Origin of the sequence: Clostridium sp. TF06-15AC (assembly GCF_003481165.1) — a bacterium.
Classification (GTDB): Bacteria; Bacillota; Clostridia; order Lachnospirales; family Lachnospiraceae; genus Otoolea; species Otoolea fessa.
On sequence record NZ_QUKS01000001.1, the window covers coordinates 22,183 to 41,001 of the forward strand.

General features: G+C 50.5%; 16 protein-coding genes. 15 read left to right on the forward strand and 1 reads right to left on the reverse strand.

The window, feature by feature from the left end; translation table 11 throughout:
* Positions 1-77 precede the first annotated feature (77 nt).
* The 13 genes from mraZ to sigE all read left to right on the forward strand — a co-directional run bounded on the left by mraZ (position 78) and on the right by sigE (position 15,461).
* A complete protein-coding gene (gene mraZ / locus DXC57_RS00120; RefSeq protein WP_022360210.1) occupies positions 78-503 on the forward strand; it encodes a division/cell wall cluster transcriptional repressor MraZ in 426 nt (141 codons plus the stop codon).
* Positions 500-1,438 (forward strand): 16S rRNA (cytosine(1402)-N(4))-methyltransferase RsmH, encoded by a 939-nt coding sequence (rsmH, locus tag DXC57_RS00125; RefSeq protein ID WP_022360211.1) that lies wholly within the window; start codon positions 500-502, stop codon positions 1,436-1,438. The genes mraZ and rsmH overlap by 4 nt, the downstream gene beginning before the upstream one ends.
* Before the next feature lie 91 nt (positions 1,439-1,529).
* The gene (locus tag DXC57_RS00130; RefSeq protein ID WP_022360212.1) at positions 1,530-2,009 is read left to right on the forward strand and encodes a hypothetical protein; all 480 of its coding nucleotides are present in this window, start codon (positions 1,530-1,532) and stop codon (positions 2,007-2,009) included.
* The gene (locus DXC57_RS00135) at positions 1,987-4,158 is read left to right on the forward strand and encodes a penicillin-binding protein 2 (RefSeq protein WP_243015172.1); all 2,172 of its coding nucleotides are present in this window, start codon (positions 1,987-1,989) and stop codon (positions 4,156-4,158) included. The genes DXC57_RS00130 and DXC57_RS00135 overlap by 23 nt, the downstream gene beginning before the upstream one ends.
* A 245-nt stretch (positions 4,159-4,403) precedes the next feature.
* Positions 4,404-6,185 (forward strand): penicillin-binding transpeptidase domain-containing protein, encoded by a 1,782-nt coding sequence (locus tag DXC57_RS00140; RefSeq protein ID WP_118650651.1) that lies wholly within the window; start codon positions 4,404-4,406, stop codon positions 6,183-6,185.
* Positions 6,186-6,273: 88 nt separating this feature from the next.
* On the forward strand, positions 6,274-7,230 hold the full coding sequence (mraY, locus tag DXC57_RS00145; protein WP_022360215.1) for a phospho-N-acetylmuramoyl-pentapeptide-transferase: 957 nt from the start codon (positions 6,274-6,276) through the stop codon (positions 7,228-7,230).
* A 10-nt stretch (positions 7,231-7,240) separates the two neighbouring features.
* On the forward strand, positions 7,241-8,590 hold the full coding sequence (gene murD, locus DXC57_RS00150) for a UDP-N-acetylmuramoyl-L-alanine--D-glutamate ligase (protein ID WP_106999726.1): 1,350 nt from the start codon (positions 7,241-7,243) through the stop codon (positions 8,588-8,590).
* A gap of 276 nt (positions 8,591-8,866) precedes the next feature.
* On the forward strand, positions 8,867-10,021 hold the full coding sequence (locus DXC57_RS00155; protein ID WP_117795227.1) for a putative peptidoglycan glycosyltransferase FtsW: 1,155 nt from the start codon (positions 8,867-8,869) through the stop codon (positions 10,019-10,021).
* Positions 10,022-10,127: 106 nt separating this feature from the next.
* The gene (murA, locus tag DXC57_RS00160; RefSeq protein WP_118650653.1) at positions 10,128-11,411 is read left to right on the forward strand and encodes a UDP-N-acetylglucosamine 1-carboxyvinyltransferase; all 1,284 of its coding nucleotides are present in this window, start codon (positions 10,128-10,130) and stop codon (positions 11,409-11,411) included.
* The gene (locus DXC57_RS00165) at positions 11,383-12,156 is read left to right on the forward strand and encodes a cell division protein FtsQ (protein ID WP_207722914.1); all 774 of its coding nucleotides are present in this window, start codon (positions 11,383-11,385) and stop codon (positions 12,154-12,156) included. The genes murA and DXC57_RS00165 overlap by 29 nt, the downstream gene beginning before the upstream one ends.
* A gap of 200 nt (positions 12,157-12,356) precedes the next feature.
* Positions 12,357-13,583, forward strand: a complete 1,227-nt coding sequence (ftsZ, locus tag DXC57_RS00170) for a cell division protein FtsZ (protein ID WP_022360220.1) — start codon at positions 12,357-12,359, stop codon at positions 13,581-13,583.
* A gap of 277 nt (positions 13,584-13,860) precedes the next feature.
* Positions 13,861-14,649: a sigma-E processing peptidase SpoIIGA gene (locus DXC57_RS00175; RefSeq protein ID WP_182435361.1), complete on the forward strand. Its 789-nt coding sequence runs from the start codon at positions 13,861-13,863 to the stop codon at positions 14,647-14,649.
* A 53-nt stretch (positions 14,650-14,702) separates the two neighbouring features.
* The gene (gene sigE, locus DXC57_RS00180) at positions 14,703-15,461 is read left to right on the forward strand and encodes an RNA polymerase sporulation sigma factor SigE (RefSeq protein ID WP_106999729.1); all 759 of its coding nucleotides are present in this window, start codon (positions 14,703-14,705) and stop codon (positions 15,459-15,461) included.
* Here sigE and DXC57_RS00185 read toward each other — a convergent pair.
* Positions 15,415-16,482, reverse strand: a complete 1,068-nt coding sequence (locus DXC57_RS00185; protein WP_106999730.1) for an acyltransferase family protein — start codon at positions 16,480-16,482, stop codon at positions 15,415-15,417. The genes sigE and DXC57_RS00185 overlap by 47 nt on opposite strands.
* Positions 16,483-16,724: 242 nt before the next feature.
* Between DXC57_RS00185 and sigG the strand changes: the two genes are divergently transcribed.
* Both sigG and DXC57_RS00200 read left to right on the forward strand, forming a co-directional pair.
* A complete protein-coding gene (gene sigG / locus DXC57_RS00190) occupies positions 16,725-17,501 on the forward strand; it encodes an RNA polymerase sporulation sigma factor SigG (protein ID WP_106999731.1) in 777 nt (258 codons plus the stop codon).
* Positions 17,502-17,952: 451 nt separating this feature from the next.
* Positions 17,953-18,741, forward strand: coding sequence for an SseB family protein (locus DXC57_RS00200; RefSeq protein ID WP_022360225.1), 789 nt, complete (start codon positions 17,953-17,955; stop codon positions 18,739-18,741).
* Positions 18,742-18,819: the final 78 nt, after the last annotated feature.

Consider the following 18,819-nt stretch of genomic DNA (forward strand, 5'->3'; position numbering starts at 1 on the left):
TAGAAAGTGGTGAAAAGTGGAACGAAATGGATTTTCGGGACACAAAAGTGGTACACATCGGATGACGGGTGATTGATATGTTCATGGGAGAATACAATCATACAATCGATGCGAAGGGACGTTTGATCGTTCCGTCGAAGTTCAGGGAACAGCTTGGAGACGAATTTGTGGTGACAAAGGGGTTGGATGGCTGTCTTTTTGTGTACGATAACACCGAGTGGAAAAAGTTCGAAGAGAAGTTACAGGCACTCCCACTTACCAATCAGAATGCCAGAAAATTCTCCCGTTTCTTTCTGGCAGGTGCCTCGGCGTGTGAGGTGGATCGTCAGGGACGAATCCTGCTTCCTTCGGTTCTGCGGGATTTTGCAGGACTCGAGAAGGAGGTTGTCCTGGTCGGCGTCGGAAGCCGGATCGAGATCTGGAACAAGGCGACCTGGGCGGAGAAGAATGTCTATGATGACATGGAAGAGATTGCAGAAAATATGGAAGGCCTTGGCATATGATATTTAATCACAAATCAGTATTATTAAATGAGACGGTTGACAGTCTCTGTGTAAAGCCCCAGGGTATCTATGTGGATGGGACACTGGGAGGTGGCGGTCACGCGAGCGAGGTGGCGGCACGGCTGGGAGACGGCGGACGCCTGATCGGGATTGATCAGGATGCGGACGCGATTGCGGCTGCGTCAGAACGTCTGGCTCCCTTTGGAGATAAGATAACCGTTGTGCGGAGCAATTATGAGCGGATTGCACAGGTGTTAGATGAGCTGGAGATTCCGCAGGTGGATGGAATTTATCTGGATCTGGGTGTTTCTTCCTTCCAGCTTGACACAGCGGAACGGGGATTTACCTATCGCGAGGACGATGCACCGCTGGATATGCGGATGGATCAGAGAAATGAGCAGACCGCGAAGGACATCGTCAATACCTACAGTGAGATGGAACTGTACCGGATCATCCGGGACTACGGTGAGGATCGGTTTGCGAAGAATATTGCAAAACACATCGTACAGGCACGACAGAAAAAAGAGATTGAGACGACAGGCGAGCTGACGGAGATTATCCGGGCATCGATTCCGGCAAAGGTCCGGGCGACCGGCGGTCATCCGGCAAAGCGTACGTTTCAGGCGATCCGGATCGAGTTAAACCGGGAACTGGATGTGCTGGAAGATTCGATCGATACGATGATTGAACGCCTGGCACCGGGCGGACGGCTTTCGATCATTACGTTCCATTCCCTGGAAGATAGAATCGTAAAGAACCGTTTCCGGACGAATGAAAATCCATGCATCTGCCCGCCGGATTTTCCAGTCTGTGTCTGTGGACGCAAAAGCCGCGGCCGGGTGATTACAAGAAAACCGATTCTTCCGACCGATCAGGAGATGGAAGAAAACCCGCGTTCCAAGAGCGCAAAGCTCCGGGTATTTGAAAAATCATAAACAAAAGCATAACTGCACCTCAGAACAGAGATCGTTTCAGGTGCGGGGGAGATAAAAGAGAGAAAAAGCGAAAGAGCAGGGAGGGAACGTTATGTCTGTCAGAAGGAGACAACATGTATCGGCCTCCACGTATGTGGACGGTAATACCGTGCGAAAAGTTCAGAGAACCGTGGAGATAAGACCAGAAAGAGATGAGAGAGAGGAGTACCGGCATAAACACGCCGTGCGCCGCAACCAGGAAAAGGCGCTTTACATGAACGGACCGTATGTGCTGGCGCTGACCATCGCTGCGCTGATCACGCTGGTTTTATGTATGAATTATCTGCATAAGCAGGCGTCGATCACGACCCGTATCAACCACATTGAGGATCTGGAGCTGAAACTGGAGAACCTGAAGTCCGAGAATGATGCACTTCAGACCCGGATTGACACGTATGTGGATCTGGATCATGTATATAAAGTGGCGACCGAAGAGCTCGGCATGGTATATGCAAATAAGGATCAGATTCTTTTATATGACAAGACGGAAAGCGAGTATGTAAGACAGTATGAGGACATCCCAAAACACTAACGGCAGACAGACCTTTCGGAAATATATGCAGGAAAAGCTGGCAATTACCGTCCTGGTAATTATGCTGGCTTTGTTTGCATTGGTGCTGGTGCTTTATAATCTGGTAAAAAGTAAGGGCGAGTCGTACAATCAGATAGTCCTGAGCCATCAGGACTATGAGAGCCGCACGATTCCCTACAAGCGCGGCAATATTATCGACCGGAACGGGACGTATCTGGCGATTAGCGAGAAGGTTTACAATCTGGTCGTCGATCCGAAGCAGATTCTGGATACGGAGGAGAACTACCAGTATCTCGATGCCACGCTGGACGCGCTGGTGGAGTGCTTCGGTTACAAGCGGGACGAGCTGCAGGCGATGATCGAGGAGAAAAAAGACAGCCAGTATGTGATCTATGCGAAACAGCTTCCAGCGGAAGACAAAGAGAAGTTTGAGACTTATGAGAAGGACAAGAACAAGGAATACCGGGCGCTGCCGACGGAGGAAGGCGGCAACCAGCGTATCACGGGCGTATGGTTCGAGGAAGAATATAAGAGAACGTATCCGTACAATGAGCTGGCATGCAATGTGGTTGGTTTTGCCCTCAAGGATGGCAATGCATCTGGCGGTGTTGAACAGTATTATAATGATATCCTGAACGGTGTGAGCGGTCGTGAGTATGGTTATTTAAACGGCGATTCGAACGTCGAGCGAACGGTAAAACCGGCGCAGAACGGAAAGACGCTGGAGTTGACGATCGACGTCAACATCCAGAAGATTGTCCAGAAATATCTGGATGAGTGGCAGGCGGGCATTGGAAGTAATCTGGCGGCGGCGATCGTCATGGATCCGAACAGCGGTGAGATCCTGGCGATGGATACGACGACCCGTTACAATCTGAATGATCCGTACAATTTAAGCACCTACTATACGGATGAGGAAATCCAGGCGATGGATGAAAAGGCGAAGTCCGAGGCGTGGTATAAAATGTGGAGAAACTTCTGCGTGAGCGACTCCTATGAGCCGGGTTCTCCACAGAAAGCATTTACGGTAGCCGGGGCGATCGAGGAAGGCGCGATTTCCGGAAACGAGGTCTTTGAGTGCGGCGGAAAACTGCATTTCGGAGACTGGGATATCCGGTGTGTTGCCCGAGCCGGTCACGGACCGCTGACGATCACACAGGGATTGATGAAATCCTGCAACGTCGTTATGATGCGTATTGTATCACTGGAAGGAAAAGAGAAGTTTGTCCAGTATCAGAAGATTTTCGGATTTGGCGAGAAGACGGGCATCGACCTTCCGGGCGAGGCGTCCGGTCTGATTTATCAGGCATCCAATATGGATCCGGCTTCTCTGGCGACCAACGCATTTGGACAGAACTATAACTGTACGATGGTGCAGATGGCAGCCGGATATGCGTCCTTAATCAACGGCGGTTCCTATTATGAGCCGCATGTGGTAAAAGAGATTCTGAACGACGAAGGATCCGTTGTCAAATCCGTTTCCCCAAATCTGGTGCGAGAGACGGTTTCGGAATCGACCTCGAACTTCATTAATAATGCGCTTTACCAGACAGTATCAGGTGATGGCGGTACCGCGGGCGCGGCGGCAGTTGCCGGTTACGAAGTGGCTGGTAAGACAGGTACGGCGCAGAAGCAACCGCGTGCGGAGAAGAATTATCTGGTTTCCTTTATCGGATATGCACCGGCATACAATCCGCAGGTGCTCTGCTATGTGGTAGTAGATACTCCGCATCTGCCGGGCGAGCAGCAGGCACATTCGACTTTTGCCAGCGAGATTTTCAGCAAGATCATGGCGGAAGTCCTTCCATATAAGAATGTATTCCCGGCAGGCGGCGCGGCACAGGATCTCGAGACCAATCTTTCCAGCCAGGAAGAAGGCATTATAAGCGGCACAGCGACCGAGGATCCGAATGCAGCTGAAACACCGGCAGAGACGACTCCGGCTCCGGAGGGCGGCTGGGCGAACTACGATGAGGAATTTATCGATTCCGGAGACGAGTACAGCTATCCGGATACGATGGGAAATGTGCAGGATGAATCGGCGGCGGTTGGAAACGGTGAAACGGCTGGAACGGGCAGAGACACCGGAACAGCGGATAATGCCGGAGAAACGGCATCTTCCCAGGAAGCGCAGGCAGCGGGAGATTAAGAATTGTGCCTGTCGGGAAGAGTTATCTATCCTGCGTGGAAAATACGTAACTGTTCACAGGTAGGAATTTTCTGAACTGAAAAATCCGTACGATACAGTTCTGGCAGCAGATTTTGCCGATTTGGAATGCGTAGCATCGGCAAAATCCCGTTGCTGGGCACACGCGTGTGAACAGTAACGAAAATACAGAATAAAGAAACGGTTCTTATGATATACTGTAGCAATGAGATCAGACAGGAAGCAGTATGAATCGGAACCGGACGCATCACAGAGGAAGAACTGTCTTTTTGTGCGCCGCCATCTGCCTGTGCATGGCAGGATTGGCGGGGAGACTGTTCTTCCTTATGCTGTATAAAGCGGATTATTACAGTCAGATGGCGGAGGAGCTGCATCGGCGGGAGCGCAGTATCAAAGCGCCGCGCGGGCGGATCCTTGACCGGAACGGAACGGTGATCGCTGATAACCGGACTGTGTGTACTATCTCAGTGATTCATAATCAGGTAAAAGATCCGGAGACAGTTATCCGGGTTTTAAGCGAAGAACTGGGACTTCCGGAGGCGGAGGTGCGGAAAAAGACGGAAAAACGATCTTCCAGAGAGGTGATCAAGTCTAATGTAGAGAAAACGCGGGGCGATGCGATCCGGGCAAGGCGCCTGGAGGGGGTCAAGGTAGATGAGGACTATAAGCGATATTATCCATATGGACGTCTGGCATCGAAGGTACTGGGATTTACCGGGGGAGACAACCAGGGGATCATCGGTCTGGAAGTACAGTATGAGAAGTATTTAAAGGGCACGGATGGCAAGATCCTGACGCTCACGGACGCGGCGGGGATCGAGCTGGAAAATGAGGCGGAGGATCGCATCGAGCCGGAGGCAGGGCGGGATCTGCAGGCGAGTCTGGATGTCAATATCCAGATGTACGCGGAACAGGCGGCGTACCAGACGATGCAGAAAAAGAATGCGAACCGCGTCTCGATCATCGTGATGAACCCGAAGAACGGGGAAATCTATGCAATGGTAAATGCACCGGAGTTTTCATTGAATGAGCCGTTTGAGCTGGTGACAGATGGAAAAAACGAAGATTCAGAAACAGAAGAAGACATATCCTGGAAGAATGAAGTGCGGTCACACGCAGCATCAGCGCAAAATAAACAAGCTCTCCTCAATCAGATGTGGCGCAATCCCTGTTTAAATGATACATACGAACCGGGGTCTACATTCAAAATCGTGACTGCCGCTGCGGGACTGGAGGCGGGCGTGGTCAACCTGACTGATCAGTTTTCCTGCCCAGGATTCCGGATCGTGGAAGATCGGAAGATTCGGTGTCACAAGGTGGGCGGACACGGCGGGGAGACGTTTTTACAGGGAATGATGAATTCCTGCAATCCTGTTCTGATCGATGTCGGACAGCGGCTGGGACCGGAGCGGTACTATCAGTATTTTAAGCAGTTTGGTCTGCTGGGAAAGACTGGGATTGATCTGCCGGGTGAGGCGGGGACGATCATGCACCAGCCGGATCAGATCGGACCGGTGGAGCTGGCGACCGTCTCTTTTGGGCAGTCGTTTCAGATCACGCCGATCCAGCTCATTACAACGACATCCTCCCTGATCAACGGAGGCACGCGCATCACACCGCACATCGGGATCCGTGCCGTGCGGGCAGATGGTCAGGCAGTCCACGTGTTTACCTATCCAAAAGGGGAGAGAATCTTATCGGAGCAGACGAGTGAGACGCTGCGTTATATTCTGGAACAGGTGGTGGCGGAGGGGAGTGGAAAAAACGCCCGGATCGAGGGCTACCGGATCGGCGGAAAGACGGCAACCTCGGAGAAACTTCCAAGGAGCCGGAAAAAATATATTTCCTCATTTTTAGGGTTTGCACCGGCGGACGATCCGCAGGTGATCGCGCTTATCACCATCGATGAACCGGAAGGAATCTACTATGGCGGGACGATTGCCGCCCCGGTGATCCGCGATCTGTTTGAGGTCATTTTGCCGTATCTGGGGGTGGAGAAAAGAGGTTGATTATTCCCCTAAAAAGACGTATACTATTGAAGTGTATAATTTGAGGAACTATCTCTGTATACATAGGAAGATAAGTTAGAGGTGTGACATGGTAAATGAAACAATACTGGCGGTTATCATCGCATTTGTGGTCAGCGCAGTGCTGTGCCCGATCGTGATACCGTTTCTCCACAGGTTGAAATTCGGACAGCAGGTGCGCGATGACGGGCCGCAGACGCATCTGAAAAAGCAGGGAACCCCGACGATGGGCGGTCTGGTAATTCTTTCCAGCATCATCATTACGTCCCTGCTCTATATCCGGGATTATCCGAAGATCATTCCGGTGCTGTTTATGACCGTCGGATTCGGCGTGGTTGGATTTCTGGACGATTACATCAAGATCGTGATGAAACGTTCGGAGGGCTTAAATCCGATTCAGAAGCTGATCGGACAGTTTGTGATCACAGGTATTTTTGCCTATTATATTGTAACCTCACCGGACATCGGAACAGGGATGCTGATTCCATTTACCGGCAAGTATTTACAGCTTCCGGTCTGGCTGTTTGTACCGGCACTGTTCTTCATCATTCTGGGAACTGACAATGGCGTGAACTTCACAGATGGTCTGGACGGTCTGTGCACCAGTGTGACGATTCTGGTAGCAACGTTCTTTACGATCGTGGCGATCGGGGAGAACAGCGGCATTAGCCCGATTACCGGCGCAGTAGTTGGAAGTCTTCTGGGCTTTCTTCTGTTCAATGTCTATCCGGCGCGTGTGTTCATGGGCGATACCGGTTCACTGGCACTCGGCGGTTTTGTCGCTTCCAGTGCCTTTATGATGCAGATGCCGATCTTTATCGCGATCGTGGGTCTGATTTATCTGGTGGAAGTATTATCTGTTATTATTCAGGTAACCTATTTTAAGAAGACGGGCGGAAAGCGCTTTTTCAAGATGGCGCCGATCCATCATCATTTCGAGCTCTGCGGATGGTCTGAGACCAGGGTCGTAGGCGTATTTTCGATTATTACGGCAATCCTTTGCCTTATAGCATACTTAGGATTATAGGAGGAAGATTATGAGTCAGAAAGTATTAGTAGCAGGAACAGGTATCAGCGGTATTGCAGCTGCAAAGCTCCTTCTCTCAAAAGGCGGGGAGGTAGTGCTTTACGATGGCAATGAAAAACTGGATCCAGAGGAGCTGAAAAAGAAATTTGACGAAGGCGCGACGATCACGTTCGTCCTCGGAGAGCTGAAAAAGACGGATTTGTTAGGCGTGGAGCTGGCAATTTTAAGCCCGGGCATCCCGACCGATGCACCGTTTGTAGAGATGATCCGTGAAACCGGTATTCCGATCTGGGGCGAGATGCAGCTTGCATATCACTGTGCAAAAGGACGTATGGCAGCCATTACCGGCACGAACGGAAAGACAACGACGACTTCCCTGACCGGCGAGATCATGAAGTCATTCTATGACAGCGTATTTGTAGTTGGAAATATCGGTGAGCCGTTTGCATTCCACGCATTGGAGACAACGGATGAGACCGTAACCGTCGCAGAGGTATCGAGCTTCATGCTGGAGACCATGACTGATTTCCACCCGAATGTAAGCGCTATTTTAAATATTACCCCGGATCATCTGGATCGTCATAAGACGATGGAATGCTACATCGAGACGAAAGAGAGCATTACCAAGAACCAGAAAGAGGGCGATGTCTGTGTCCTGAACTATGAGGATCCGGTACTGCGTGAATTTGGTGAGACTTTAAAAGACATCAAGGTGGTATATTTTTCCAGTCTGCGTACCCTGAAACAAGGTTTCTACCTGAAAGAGGATGAGATTGTATACAACGACGGCGAGAAAGAGACCGTGATTGTCAATATCCACGATCTGAAGCTACTTGGCCGTCATAACCATGAAAATGTTATGGCAGCGGTTGCTATCAGTATGAACATGGGCGTTCCGCTGGAGAAGATCCAGAAGGTGATCAAGGAATTCAAGGCAGTTGAACACCGCATTGAGTTCGTAACCGAGCGTTTCGGCGTCAAATACTACAACGATTCCAAGGGAACCAACCCGGATGCAGCGATGCAGGCGATCAAGGCGATGCCGGGACCGACCTTATTAATTGCAGGCGGATATGATAAGCATTCCGAGTTTGACGAGTGGATCGAGAGCTTTGGCGGAAAGGTACGCTATCTGGTGCTGATCGGCCAGACCCGCGACAAGATTGCCGAGTGTGCAAAACGCCACGGCTTCAATGATATCATGTACGCGGAAGATCTGCAGGAGGCTGTACAGGTATGTGCATCCTACGCAAATCCGGGCGATAACGTCCTGCTTTCACCGGCATGTGCAAGCTGGGGGCAGTTCAAGAACTTTGAAGAGCGCGGACGCAAATTCAAAGAGTTTGTGAGAAATTTGTAATACCAAGGTTCAAAGGTCGGAAATCCGACGTAAGATTGCTTGCAGGAGGAATTGTGACTTTTGAGAATTGTGGAGTGCAAAGCACGCAGCAATTCGGTATTGGAAGAATAAAGGTTACTGGGCACGTATGCGTGAACAGTAACGAATAAAGGCTTAATGTATTTAAGGGGGCTGTCGCAGCCGGCATTTGTCTGCGGCAGCCCTGATTTGAAGGAAAACTGTCGTTTACAGGCAGAATTTCGAAACTGTAACAACAAAAAGCAGGGGAGTGGAAGTATGCCGGAACCGGGAAAAATTAAAAAGAAAAAACCACATCGGTTTTATGATTACAGTCTGCTGTTTACCATCATTTTCCTGACGGTATTCGGACTGATCATGATTTACAGCGCGAGCTCCTATAAGGCGCAGCTTGATTACGGCAATCCGGGATATTTTATGCTTCGTCAGGCGGGCATCGCGGGTGTCAGCTTTGTTGCGATGTATATCGTCTCCAAGATAGATTATCACTGGTTTGCGCGGTTTGCGATGCTGGGATATATCGTTTCATACGTGACGCTGCTTCTGACGCGTTTTACACCTCTGGGCGTGGCATCGCATGGTAAGAAGCGCTGGCTGCGCCTGGGACCGCTCCAGTTCCAGCCGACCGAGATTGTCAAGATTTCCCTGATTCTGCTTCTGGCGGTTCTGATTGCCAATCTGGGCGTGCGGATCAACCAGCTGCGGGCAGTCGGATTTATCGTGGCGCTGTCGGCGCCGCTGGCACTTTTAGTTACGGCGAACAACTTAAGTTCTGGTATCATCATCTGCGGCATCGTGTTTGTGATGCTGTTTGTGGCGTGCAAGATCAAATGGCCGTTTTTCCTCTGCATCGGAGGCGGCGTCGGACTTCTGGCGGTCGCCCCCTATATAGGGCATCTGCTGGTAAAGCTCCATATCCTGAAGGATTATCAGCTGGGACGAATCAATGTCTGGGTCAACCCGGTGCAGTATGCTCGTTCCGGCGGTTATCAGGTGCTCCAGGGTCTGTACGCGATCGGTTCCGGCGGTCTGTTTGGAAAGGGACTGGGCGAGAGTCTTCAGAAGCTCGGTTTCGTGCCGGAGGCGCAGAATGATATGATTTTTTCGATTATCTGTGAGGAATTAGGTCTGTTTGGCGCGATTTCGGTCATTCTGATTTTCATGTTTATGATTTACCGCTTCATGGTAATTGCTGGAAATGCACCGGATCTGATGGGTGCGATGATCGTGATCGGCGTGATGGCACACATCGCGATTCAGGTTATCTTAAATATCGCGGTTGTTACGAATACGATCCCGAACACGGGTGTTACGCTGCCGTTTATCAGTTACGGAGGTACGTCCGTCATGTTCCTGATGCTGGAGATGGGGATGGTGTTAAGCGTCTCGAACCAGATTAAGCTGGAGCAGTAGGAATATTTGGCGGAGTTACATATTTACTTCGGGAAATGTAGAAAATGAGAACCATTTTCTCTCGTTGGCATATAATAATACATAGATGCCGGTGGGAGGGGATTGTTTGGCTTTCATCGAGATTCACGGACCGTGCCGGATTCAGGGCGGACTCACGGTGCAGGGATCGAAAAATGCAGTTTTGCCGATAATGGCGGCGTCGGTGTTAAACCGCGGAATTACCGTGCTTGAAAATGTCCCCAGAATACAGGATGTGTTCTGTATGATGGGGATTCTTGATTCTCTGGGATGCCGGTGTGCGTTGCACGGAAACCGTCTGGAAATCGATACTTCAAAGATGAATGGCTGGCGGATCGAGCAGAAAGCGATGGGGAAAATGCGCTCGTCCATTATGCTTTTGGGAGCGCTCTTGGGACGCTTTTGCGAGGCGGGGATCTACAGCCCCGGCGGATGTATGATCGGAAAACGTCCAATCGACTGGCATTTGCGGGCACTCCGTGCGCTGGGCGCGGAAATACAGGAACCGGAGCCGGACGGCTTCCTGCATGCACAGACAACGGGACTTCGCGGGGCAGAGATTATTTTTCCGTTTCCGAGTGTCGGCGCGGTGGAAAATGCCCTGTTTGCCGCTGTGGCAGCGGTGGGGCGGACGGTTCTGCGGGGATGCGCGCGGGAACCGGAGATTGGACAGCTGTGCCATTTCCTAAATGGTATGGGGGCATCGATCCGGGGGATCGGGACGGATGCGCTGATCATAGAAGGCGGATTGCCGCTCCATGACAGCCGGTTTGTGATCGGCGGCGACCGGATCGTAGCCGGGACCTATCTTCTTGCCGCTGCGTCCTGCAGCGGTGAGGTGATCGTGGACGGCGTGCAGACACAGGAGCTGCGTGCATTGACCGGGGTGCTGGAGCATATGGGCGTTTCGCTTTATCAGGAACCGGAACTTATATATGTACACAGCGGACAGCGCCTGCGGGCGGTATCGGTGAAAACCGGACCGTATCCGGCGTTTCCGACCGATCTGCAGCCGTTTTTGATGGCGGCGCTGTCACGGGCAGATGGAACCAGTATGCTGCGGGAGACGGTATTTGAAAACCGGTTTGGCACAGCGGCGGAGCTTCAAAAAATGGGGGCGAACATCGAATGCAGCGGGAACATTGCCCGGATTGACGGAGTGGAAACCTTGCGGGGAGCTTTGGTGCGTGCCCGTGATCTGCGGGGCGGTGCAGCCCTGACGGTGGCAGCCCTGGGGGCGGACGGATGGACCAGAGTATCAGAATGTGAACATATTGAGCGGGGATATGAAGATATTTGCCGGGACTTGCGGGCATTAGGAGCAGAGATCCGGCGCCGGGAGGATGATGGAGATAGAGAAGATACAGATTGAAAAAAAGACAGAGGAAAAGGTATGGCGCCGCCGTGGAAAAAAACATATCTGGATCACGGCGGCAGCACTTCTTGTGGCAGCCGCGTTTTTTGTCGGTCTGTCGCTGCTTCGGATCAATACAATCCATGTCAGTGGAAACCGGCAATATACGGCAGAGCAGATAGAGGCGTCTATTTTCGATTCGCGGCTGAGCCGGAATCCGGTGTTCTGCTATCTGCAGTACCGCTTCCGGCCGCACAAGTCAATTCCGTTCGTGCAGGATTACAAGCTGGTGTTCCGCAGCCCGTCGGACGTGGAGGTGATCGTCTACGAGAAGAGTGTGGTTGGTTACGTTTCCTACATGAACAGCCGGATGTATTTTGACAAGGACGGCATCATTGTGGAGAGCACAAGCGAGACATTGCCGGGTGTGCCGAAGATTGCCGGACTTTCCTTTGGACATATCGTGCTGCATCAGCCGCTGCCGGTCGAGGATATCAGCGTTTTCAACGAGATTCTGAACCTGACGCAGGTGCTGTCGGTCAACGAGGTTGCGGTGGACGAGATTCGTTTTAATAAGGAAAAGGAAGCGACGCTTCAAATCAGGAGCTTGAAGGTTGAGCTGGGAAGCAACAGTGAGATGAACGGGAAACTTTCGGAGCTGACGGATATTCTGCGGGATTATCCGGATCTGTCCGGAACCCTCTATCTGGACAGCTACGATGAATCGAATGCAAATCCGATGTACCGGTTTGATAAAAACTAGGAAGAATCGGCAAAATCCGTTACTGGCACGTATGCGTGAACAGTAACATTGTGACTGGTTTATTGAAAATTTATAAAAGAAACGATTGATTTTTTGCTGAAAATCAAATATAGTATTAGGTAGGCTAGATTTAAAAGACCCTAATTTTAGTATAAAAATGATAAAACCGGAACAGATGGGAAAATGAAGGAGGAAGTATCTTGTTAGAGATAAAGATAAATGAAGCAGAGAACTCTGCCAGAATTATAGTAGTAGGTGTCGGCGGAGCCGGTAACAACGCTGTCAACCGCATGATCGATGAAGATATTGCCGGTGTAGAATTTATCGGTATCAATACAGATAAGCAGGCACTGCAGTTCTGCAAGGCGTCCACAGCTATGCAGATTGGTGAGAAGCTGACCAAGGGACTTGGTGCAGGCGCAAAGCCGGAGATCGGTGAGAAAGCAGCTGAGGAAAGCCAGGAAGAACTGGCACAGGCTCTCAAGGGTGCAGATATGGTATTCGTTACCGCAGGTATGGGCGGCGGTACCGGTACAGGTGCAGCTCCGGTTATTGCACGTATCGCAAAAGATATGGGCATTCTGACGGTCGGCGTTGTCACAAAGCCGTTCCGTTTCGAGGCAAAGACCCGTATGAGCAACGCGCTCAATGGTATCGAGAAACTGAAAGCAGCTGTCGATACTCTGATCGTTATCCCGAATGATAAACTTCTTGAGATCGTAGACCGCCGTACCACGATGCCGGATGCACTGAAGAAAGCAGATGAGGTTCTTCAGCAGGCAGTACAGGGTATTACCGACCTGATCAATGTTCCGGGTCTTATCAATCTTGACTTTGCAGATGTTCAGACCGTTATGGTGGACAAGGGTATCGCTCATATCGGTATCGGTCATGCGAAGGGTGATGACAAAGCACTTGAGGCTGTTAAGCAGGCTGTATCCAGCCCGCTGCTTGAGACAACCATCGAGGGTGCAAGCCACGTTATCATCAATATTTCCGGCGATATCAGCCTGATCGAGGCAAATGACGCAGCCAGCTATGTACAGGAGCTTGCAGGCGACGATGCCAATATCATCTTCGGTGCGATGTACGATGAGAATGCACAGGATGAGGCGACGATCACTGTTATCGCGACTGGACTGGATTCCCACGGTGTGAACACACCGGTCGCAAAAGCGATGACTGAGTTCAAGACTCCGTTCAAGGCAAAGACGACTGGCAATACATACGCTCAGCCGGCAGCACAGACTGCAGCGGCAGCGCAGCCGACCTACAAGGCACCGACCTTCCGTGCACCATCTGCAGCAGCACCGGCACAGCCAGTCGCTCCGAAGGAAGCACCGCAGTCGGCACCGGCACAGCCGTTCCGCCCGATGCGCCAGGAAACACAGATCAATATTCCGGATTTTCTGAGAAATAAGAAATAATATAAGAGTGAGAGATGAACTGCTCTTGCTTTCGTAAAAATATGAAATATTTACAGAAGCAGTTGCTTTTGGAAGAGACACGCATTAGAAGTGAAAATTTCTGATGCGTGTTTTTTTGTCGATTCAGATCTTCGACTTATGTCGAATCTACTCAAATTTTACGTTTTCCCCCGATTTTTGGCGATCAAAACAGGCGTTTTGCGCCCTCGGTTTGACAAATTTTGCGGATTTTTTTTCTTATAATATCCCGTGTCGGACAGAAAGGTGGGAAGAGACAGTGACTTATCGTGTGTATGCGGATGTCATCCTGCTGCAAAATCTGGCAGCGGATTTCCTGCTTCTGTCGGTGGTGAAGAATTGCCTGCGTCTGCCGGAACGCCGGTATGGGCGGTTGGCAGGGAGTCTTCTGGGAGCCGTGTATGCGTTAGGAATGGTGTTAGCTCCGATTCCGCTGGGATATGCCGGGCGGATGCTCCTAAGCGCCACGATGAGCGTGCTGATGGCATGGACGGCATTTTCCATCCATAGGAAGTCGGAGGCGGCAGAAGCTGCGATCGGGCTTTACATAGCATCTATGCTGGCGGCTGGCTGCATGGAACTGGTTCAGCCGCTTGGAATACGGGTGAATCTTCTGTTCTGGCTGTTTACCGCGGGGGGGAGTTTTCTGATTCCATCTGCGGTGTGGCGGTTTGGTATGCAGCGGTGTATGAAGCTGGAACACCAGTACGCGGTAACGCTTTTTAACAAAGGCAGGGAGCGGCATGTGCAGGCGATTCTCGACACAGGCAACCATCTGACGATGCCGCTTTCGGGGCGTCCGGTGCAGGTGCTGGATGCGTGTGCGGCAGAGAAATTTTTTTCCTGGGAGGACGGTGTCCAATACATCCCATTTCGGAGTGTCGGAAAGGGCGGCGGCGTGATTCCGGCATATCAGGCGGAGCGGATGGAAGTGTCCGGTCAGGGCGGTATGCGGGTGATTGAGAAGCCGTGGATTGCCATTTCACAGGAGGCGCTGTCGCAGAAGGGCGAGTACCAGATGCTGCTCAATGAAAAATATTGGTTGTGAAGAAAACCATGCAGACAATCGAACCATAGCGAACAACATAAGGGGGAAAGCGTATGTTTATAAAAGTTTCAGTTCCAGGTCAGTTTCGTTTAAAAATGATGCCGTCGTTCCGGTCATTTCTGATGCACCGGGACGGGGAAGTTCATTATATCGGGGGAACCGATATCCTTCCGGCACCGTTTGACAGTGTGCGGGAGGCGGAGGTTTTAAGAAAATTTGGAACCAGTGAGGATAAAGAGGCGCGTTCGGCGCTGATCGAACACAACCTGCGCCTGGTGGTCTACATAGCAAGAAAGTTTGACAACACCAGCGTGGGCGTGGAAGATCTGATTTCGATCGGGACGATCGGTCTCATCAAGGCGATCAACACGTTTGACGTGGATAAAAATATTAAGCTGGCGACCTATGCATCCCGTTGTATTGAAAATGAGATTCTGATGTATCTCCGGAGAAATAATAAGACGAAGCTCGAGGTTTCGATCGATGAGCCGTTGAATGTGGACTGGGATGGAAATGAATTGCTTCTGTCGGATATTTTGGGAACGGATGAGGATATTATTTACCGGGATCTGGAGGATGAGACAGAGCGGAAACTGTTGAATGCGGCGATCGACCGCCTGAATCCGCGGGAACAGAAAATCGTGAAGCTGCGCTTTGGTCTGGGGAGAGAGCAGGAAGATGAAATGACCCAGAAGGAGGTTGCCGACCTTCTGGGTATCTCGCAGTCATACATATCGAGGCTGGAAAAGAAGATTATGAAACGCCTCAAAAAAGAAATTTCGCAGCAATGCGGTCTATATACCAGCCGATAAGTGCTGGAAGAAACAGACCGATCAGGATGTAAAACGGACCCATTTCATAGCGGAAGGAGACCGGGAAGTTGGAAAGCGTTTCCGGTATTTCCTTCAAAATGAAGCGGGCATAGGCAAAATCGATCAGCTTGAACAGCGTGAAATGAATCGCCATAATGTCAAAGGAATGGCGTCCTAAAAAGGCAAGGACCTTTGCCAGCGGTCTGATGCGCTCGGACAGGTCAGAGAGCGAAAGGACGAAGTAAATTCCAATGATGGAGATCGGATAAAATAAGACGCCCGGAATGTGCATGCTTGCCAGATCGATGAAAATGTGAAGCTTTGTGTTCGTCAGGTGCAGAAGCAGGGCGCTTATCAGGCAGCCGTACCAGACCGTATAGTGGCGGAAATTGGAGAAAAACTGCTGCATCAGCCAGGCGATGAGATAGACCGGAACAACGAGCAGCGCCGCCTGCAGATTGTAAGGGAGCGGGCAGCTTCTCATATTTAAGAAGACACCGGCAAGGCCAATCAGGATGCATGCAAATGCACATACAGGAAGCTTGACATTATCTTTCCGGGCGAAGCGGGCAGCTGCGCGTCCAAACCAGACGCATCCGGCAAAGAGTCCGGAGGACACCAGCCAGACCGGCAGAAACCAGAGGGCACCCTGAACCTGTTCCGGGGAGTTGAAGGAAAGACTGCTCATCCATGCCGTAAGCATTCTGGTATGGTTGTAAAGTTCCTGTCCCGCATAGAGCCTGTGCGTTACAAAAAAGTTGTGAAGCAGGACAAAAAACAGCGTGTAGAACATATACCTGGGCCATGCACCGGCGAGACGGGAGCCGAAGTAGAGAAACGGCGTATCCCCGTATTTCGTTTCATTATAAAAATAGCCTGTGATAAAGAAGAACAGTGCCAGGTGGAACAGATAGACGAACGCACCGGCGAAATATCCGGTATGCCCCAGCACGATCGCAATAATGCCCCATCCCTTTACGATATCCCAGTAGAGGGAACGGGCTTTTTTTTGTGTGTTCATGAATGGATCTCCTTGTGGTTGAATTCTATTTTCTATAAATAATATTGATCGTAAAACCCCTGAAAATATATTTTACTATGGAACGGCAGAAAAGGCAAGAAATTGGAATGGGTGAAAACGGTTCTCATTTGTCCGGGTATAAATGAGCTTTGAATTGTCCATTCTAATGTATAGGTGACAAAACAAAAATCAAAACGATTCAACCGTTTGCGTTGATCGTCCATCATACGGAGGGAATGGAAATGCCGGTCTATAAAGTGGAAATCTGCGGGGTCAATACATCCAAGCTGCCTCTTTTAAGTAATGAGGAGAAAGAAGAACTGTTTCGCCGGATTCTAAAGGGCGATCGGGAGGCAAGAGAACAGTATATCAAGGGGAATCTGCGGCTGGTGCTCAGTGTAATACAGCGCTTTTCGGGTAGCCGGGAAAATGTGGACGATCTGTTCCAGATTGGCTGTATCGGCCTCATCAAGGCGATTGATAATTTTGATATTACCCAGAATGTCCGTTTTTCGACGTATGCGGTTCCGATGATCCTGGGGGAGGTGAAACGGTATTTGAGGGATAACAATTCAATCCGGGTCAGCCGGTCGCTCCGCGATACGGCATACAAAGCGATCTATACCCGTGAAAATCTGCTGAAAAAGCAGTCAAAGGAGCCGACACTCTGCGAGATTGCCAAAGAATTGGGAGTCAGCAAAGAGGAGATTGCGTATGCGCTCGATGCTATCCAGAGCCCGGTCAGCCTGTACGAACCGGTCTATACGGACGGCGGCGATCCGCTCTACGTGATGGATCAGCTCAGTGACAAGAAAAATTCAGAGGAACATTGGGTCGAGGATCTGTCGCTGGGGGAGGCGATGCAGCGCCTGCCGGACCGGGAACGCCGCATTATTGATATGCGCTTTTTTGAGGGAAAGACCCAGACAGAGGTTGCCGAAGAAATCCATATTTCGCAGGCGCAGGTGTCACGGCTGGAGAAGAGTGCGTTAAAAAGCATGAAGCATTATTTGAGCTGAATGTTGATAGGGATTGTGTTATAGGGATTGTGTGAGATTCTTCTGATTGATTGTTTGGCGGCTCTGTGTTAAAATATAGGAGATATAGTCTGCAAAAAGAATCTGAAAATCAAGCAGATGATTGTTATCTGAACTGGGGTTGAGCGGAGTATTCCATCTGATATAGTGATAAAGGCAGCTTGGCGATGCGACACTCAGGCAGTCATGGACAGCAGACAGAGTAGAAAAGACAGGCGCAGGCGGATTGAGCCTCGCGCATGATAAAATGTACTCTCGGAGTCTTTTCTGCACTCGCTTTTGTGGCTGATTTTCCGCCAGCCGTACCCGAATTTCATCAACGTACGCACCGCGTACGCCTCAGAAATTTGGGCACAGCTGACAAAAAATCATCTCACAAAATCAAGCACAGAAAGATTCCGAGAGTACATTAAAAAGAGCCGGAGGAATTCAAATGGAGAAATTACGTGAGCTGATGAAAGAACATCAGGATAAAGCAGATAAAAAAGTGATGGGAGAGGTTCTGGAGCTGCTTCAGAGAGAGCCGGGACTGTTTGTTGTGACTGTCCATGCGACGAAAAACTTCTTCCTGGGTGCAGAGAACGGCAAGGCGGCTGCTTTCCTTTACACCAGCCGCGAGTATGCAGATGAGTTCGTGAAAGGGCTGGAGATGGTCGGTGTAGAGACGAAGGTACTGGAGATCCGCCCATTACAGCGTATTTCCTTTTTCAACGACCTCTACCGCAGCGGTTTTGAGGCAGTTGTGATCGACAAGGGACAGGAAAATCATATGTCCATGTCGCTGTTCAGCATCATCGAGAAACCAAAGGATACATCCGAGATCGTGATGAACCCGTCCCTGGTCCGTTCTGCAAATCAGTTCTATCAGGCACTGGTACAGCACCAGGCATTCCCACAGATGCAGGATCTGATGTGCAAAGAGCTTTACGGTGCGCGTCTGCTGGTTCCGGTTGCTGACCCGCAGAAGACGACGGCAGTACCGGTTCTGACCACCGGAAAGGGTGTACGCTATTACCCGGCATTTACGGATTTAGTAGAATTTGGCAAATTTGACCGTAAACATCAGTTTGGAGCGATGGAAGTCCGCTTCCGCGATCTGAAAAAATATCTGGATTACGTGAATGGAATCGTGGTAAATCCGTTTGGATTTGCACTCCGTCTGGACGGCGAGAAGCTGGATCGGATTGAGAAAGAGAATATGAAGCTGAAGGTTGTAAAATAAATGCTGCTGTGACCGTGACCGGTAATGAATAGATGTCAGCATAATAAACTGTGGTGAAAAGGCTGTCTCCCATCAGAA

Coding starts and splice junctions, on each gene's coding strand:
- mraZ (WP_022360210.1), top strand. CDS start 78: ATGTTCATGGGAGAATACAATCATACAATCGATGCGAAGGGACGTTTG.
- rsmH (WP_022360211.1), top strand. CDS start 500: ATGATATTTAATCACAAATCAGTATTATTAAATGAGACGGTTGACAGT.
- DXC57_RS00130 (WP_022360212.1), top strand. CDS start 1,530: ATGTCTGTCAGAAGGAGACAACATGTATCGGCCTCCACGTATGTGGAC.
- DXC57_RS00135 (WP_243015172.1), top strand. CDS start 1,987: ATGAGGACATCCCAAAACACTAACGGCAGACAGACCTTTCGGAAATAT.
- DXC57_RS00140 (WP_118650651.1), top strand. CDS start 4,404: ATGAATCGGAACCGGACGCATCACAGAGGAAGAACTGTCTTTTTGTGC.
- mraY (WP_022360215.1), top strand. CDS start 6,274: ATGGTAAATGAAACAATACTGGCGGTTATCATCGCATTTGTGGTCAGC.
- murD (WP_106999726.1), top strand. CDS start 7,241: ATGAGTCAGAAAGTATTAGTAGCAGGAACAGGTATCAGCGGTATTGCA.
- DXC57_RS00155 (WP_117795227.1), top strand. CDS start 8,867: ATGCCGGAACCGGGAAAAATTAAAAAGAAAAAACCACATCGGTTTTAT.
- DXC57_RS00165 (WP_207722914.1), top strand. CDS start 11,383: ATGATGGAGATAGAGAAGATACAGATTGAAAAAAAGACAGAGGAAAAG.
- sigE (WP_106999729.1), top strand. CDS start 14,703: ATGTTTATAAAAGTTTCAGTTCCAGGTCAGTTTCGTTTAAAAATGATG.
- DXC57_RS00185 (WP_106999730.1), bottom strand. CDS start 16,482: ATGAACACACAAAAAAAAGCCCGTTCCCTCTACTGGGATATCGTAAAG.
- sigG (WP_106999731.1), top strand. CDS start 16,725: ATGCCGGTCTATAAAGTGGAAATCTGCGGGGTCAATACATCCAAGCTG.
- DXC57_RS00200 (WP_022360225.1), top strand. CDS start 17,953: ATGGAGAAATTACGTGAGCTGATGAAAGAACATCAGGATAAAGCAGAT.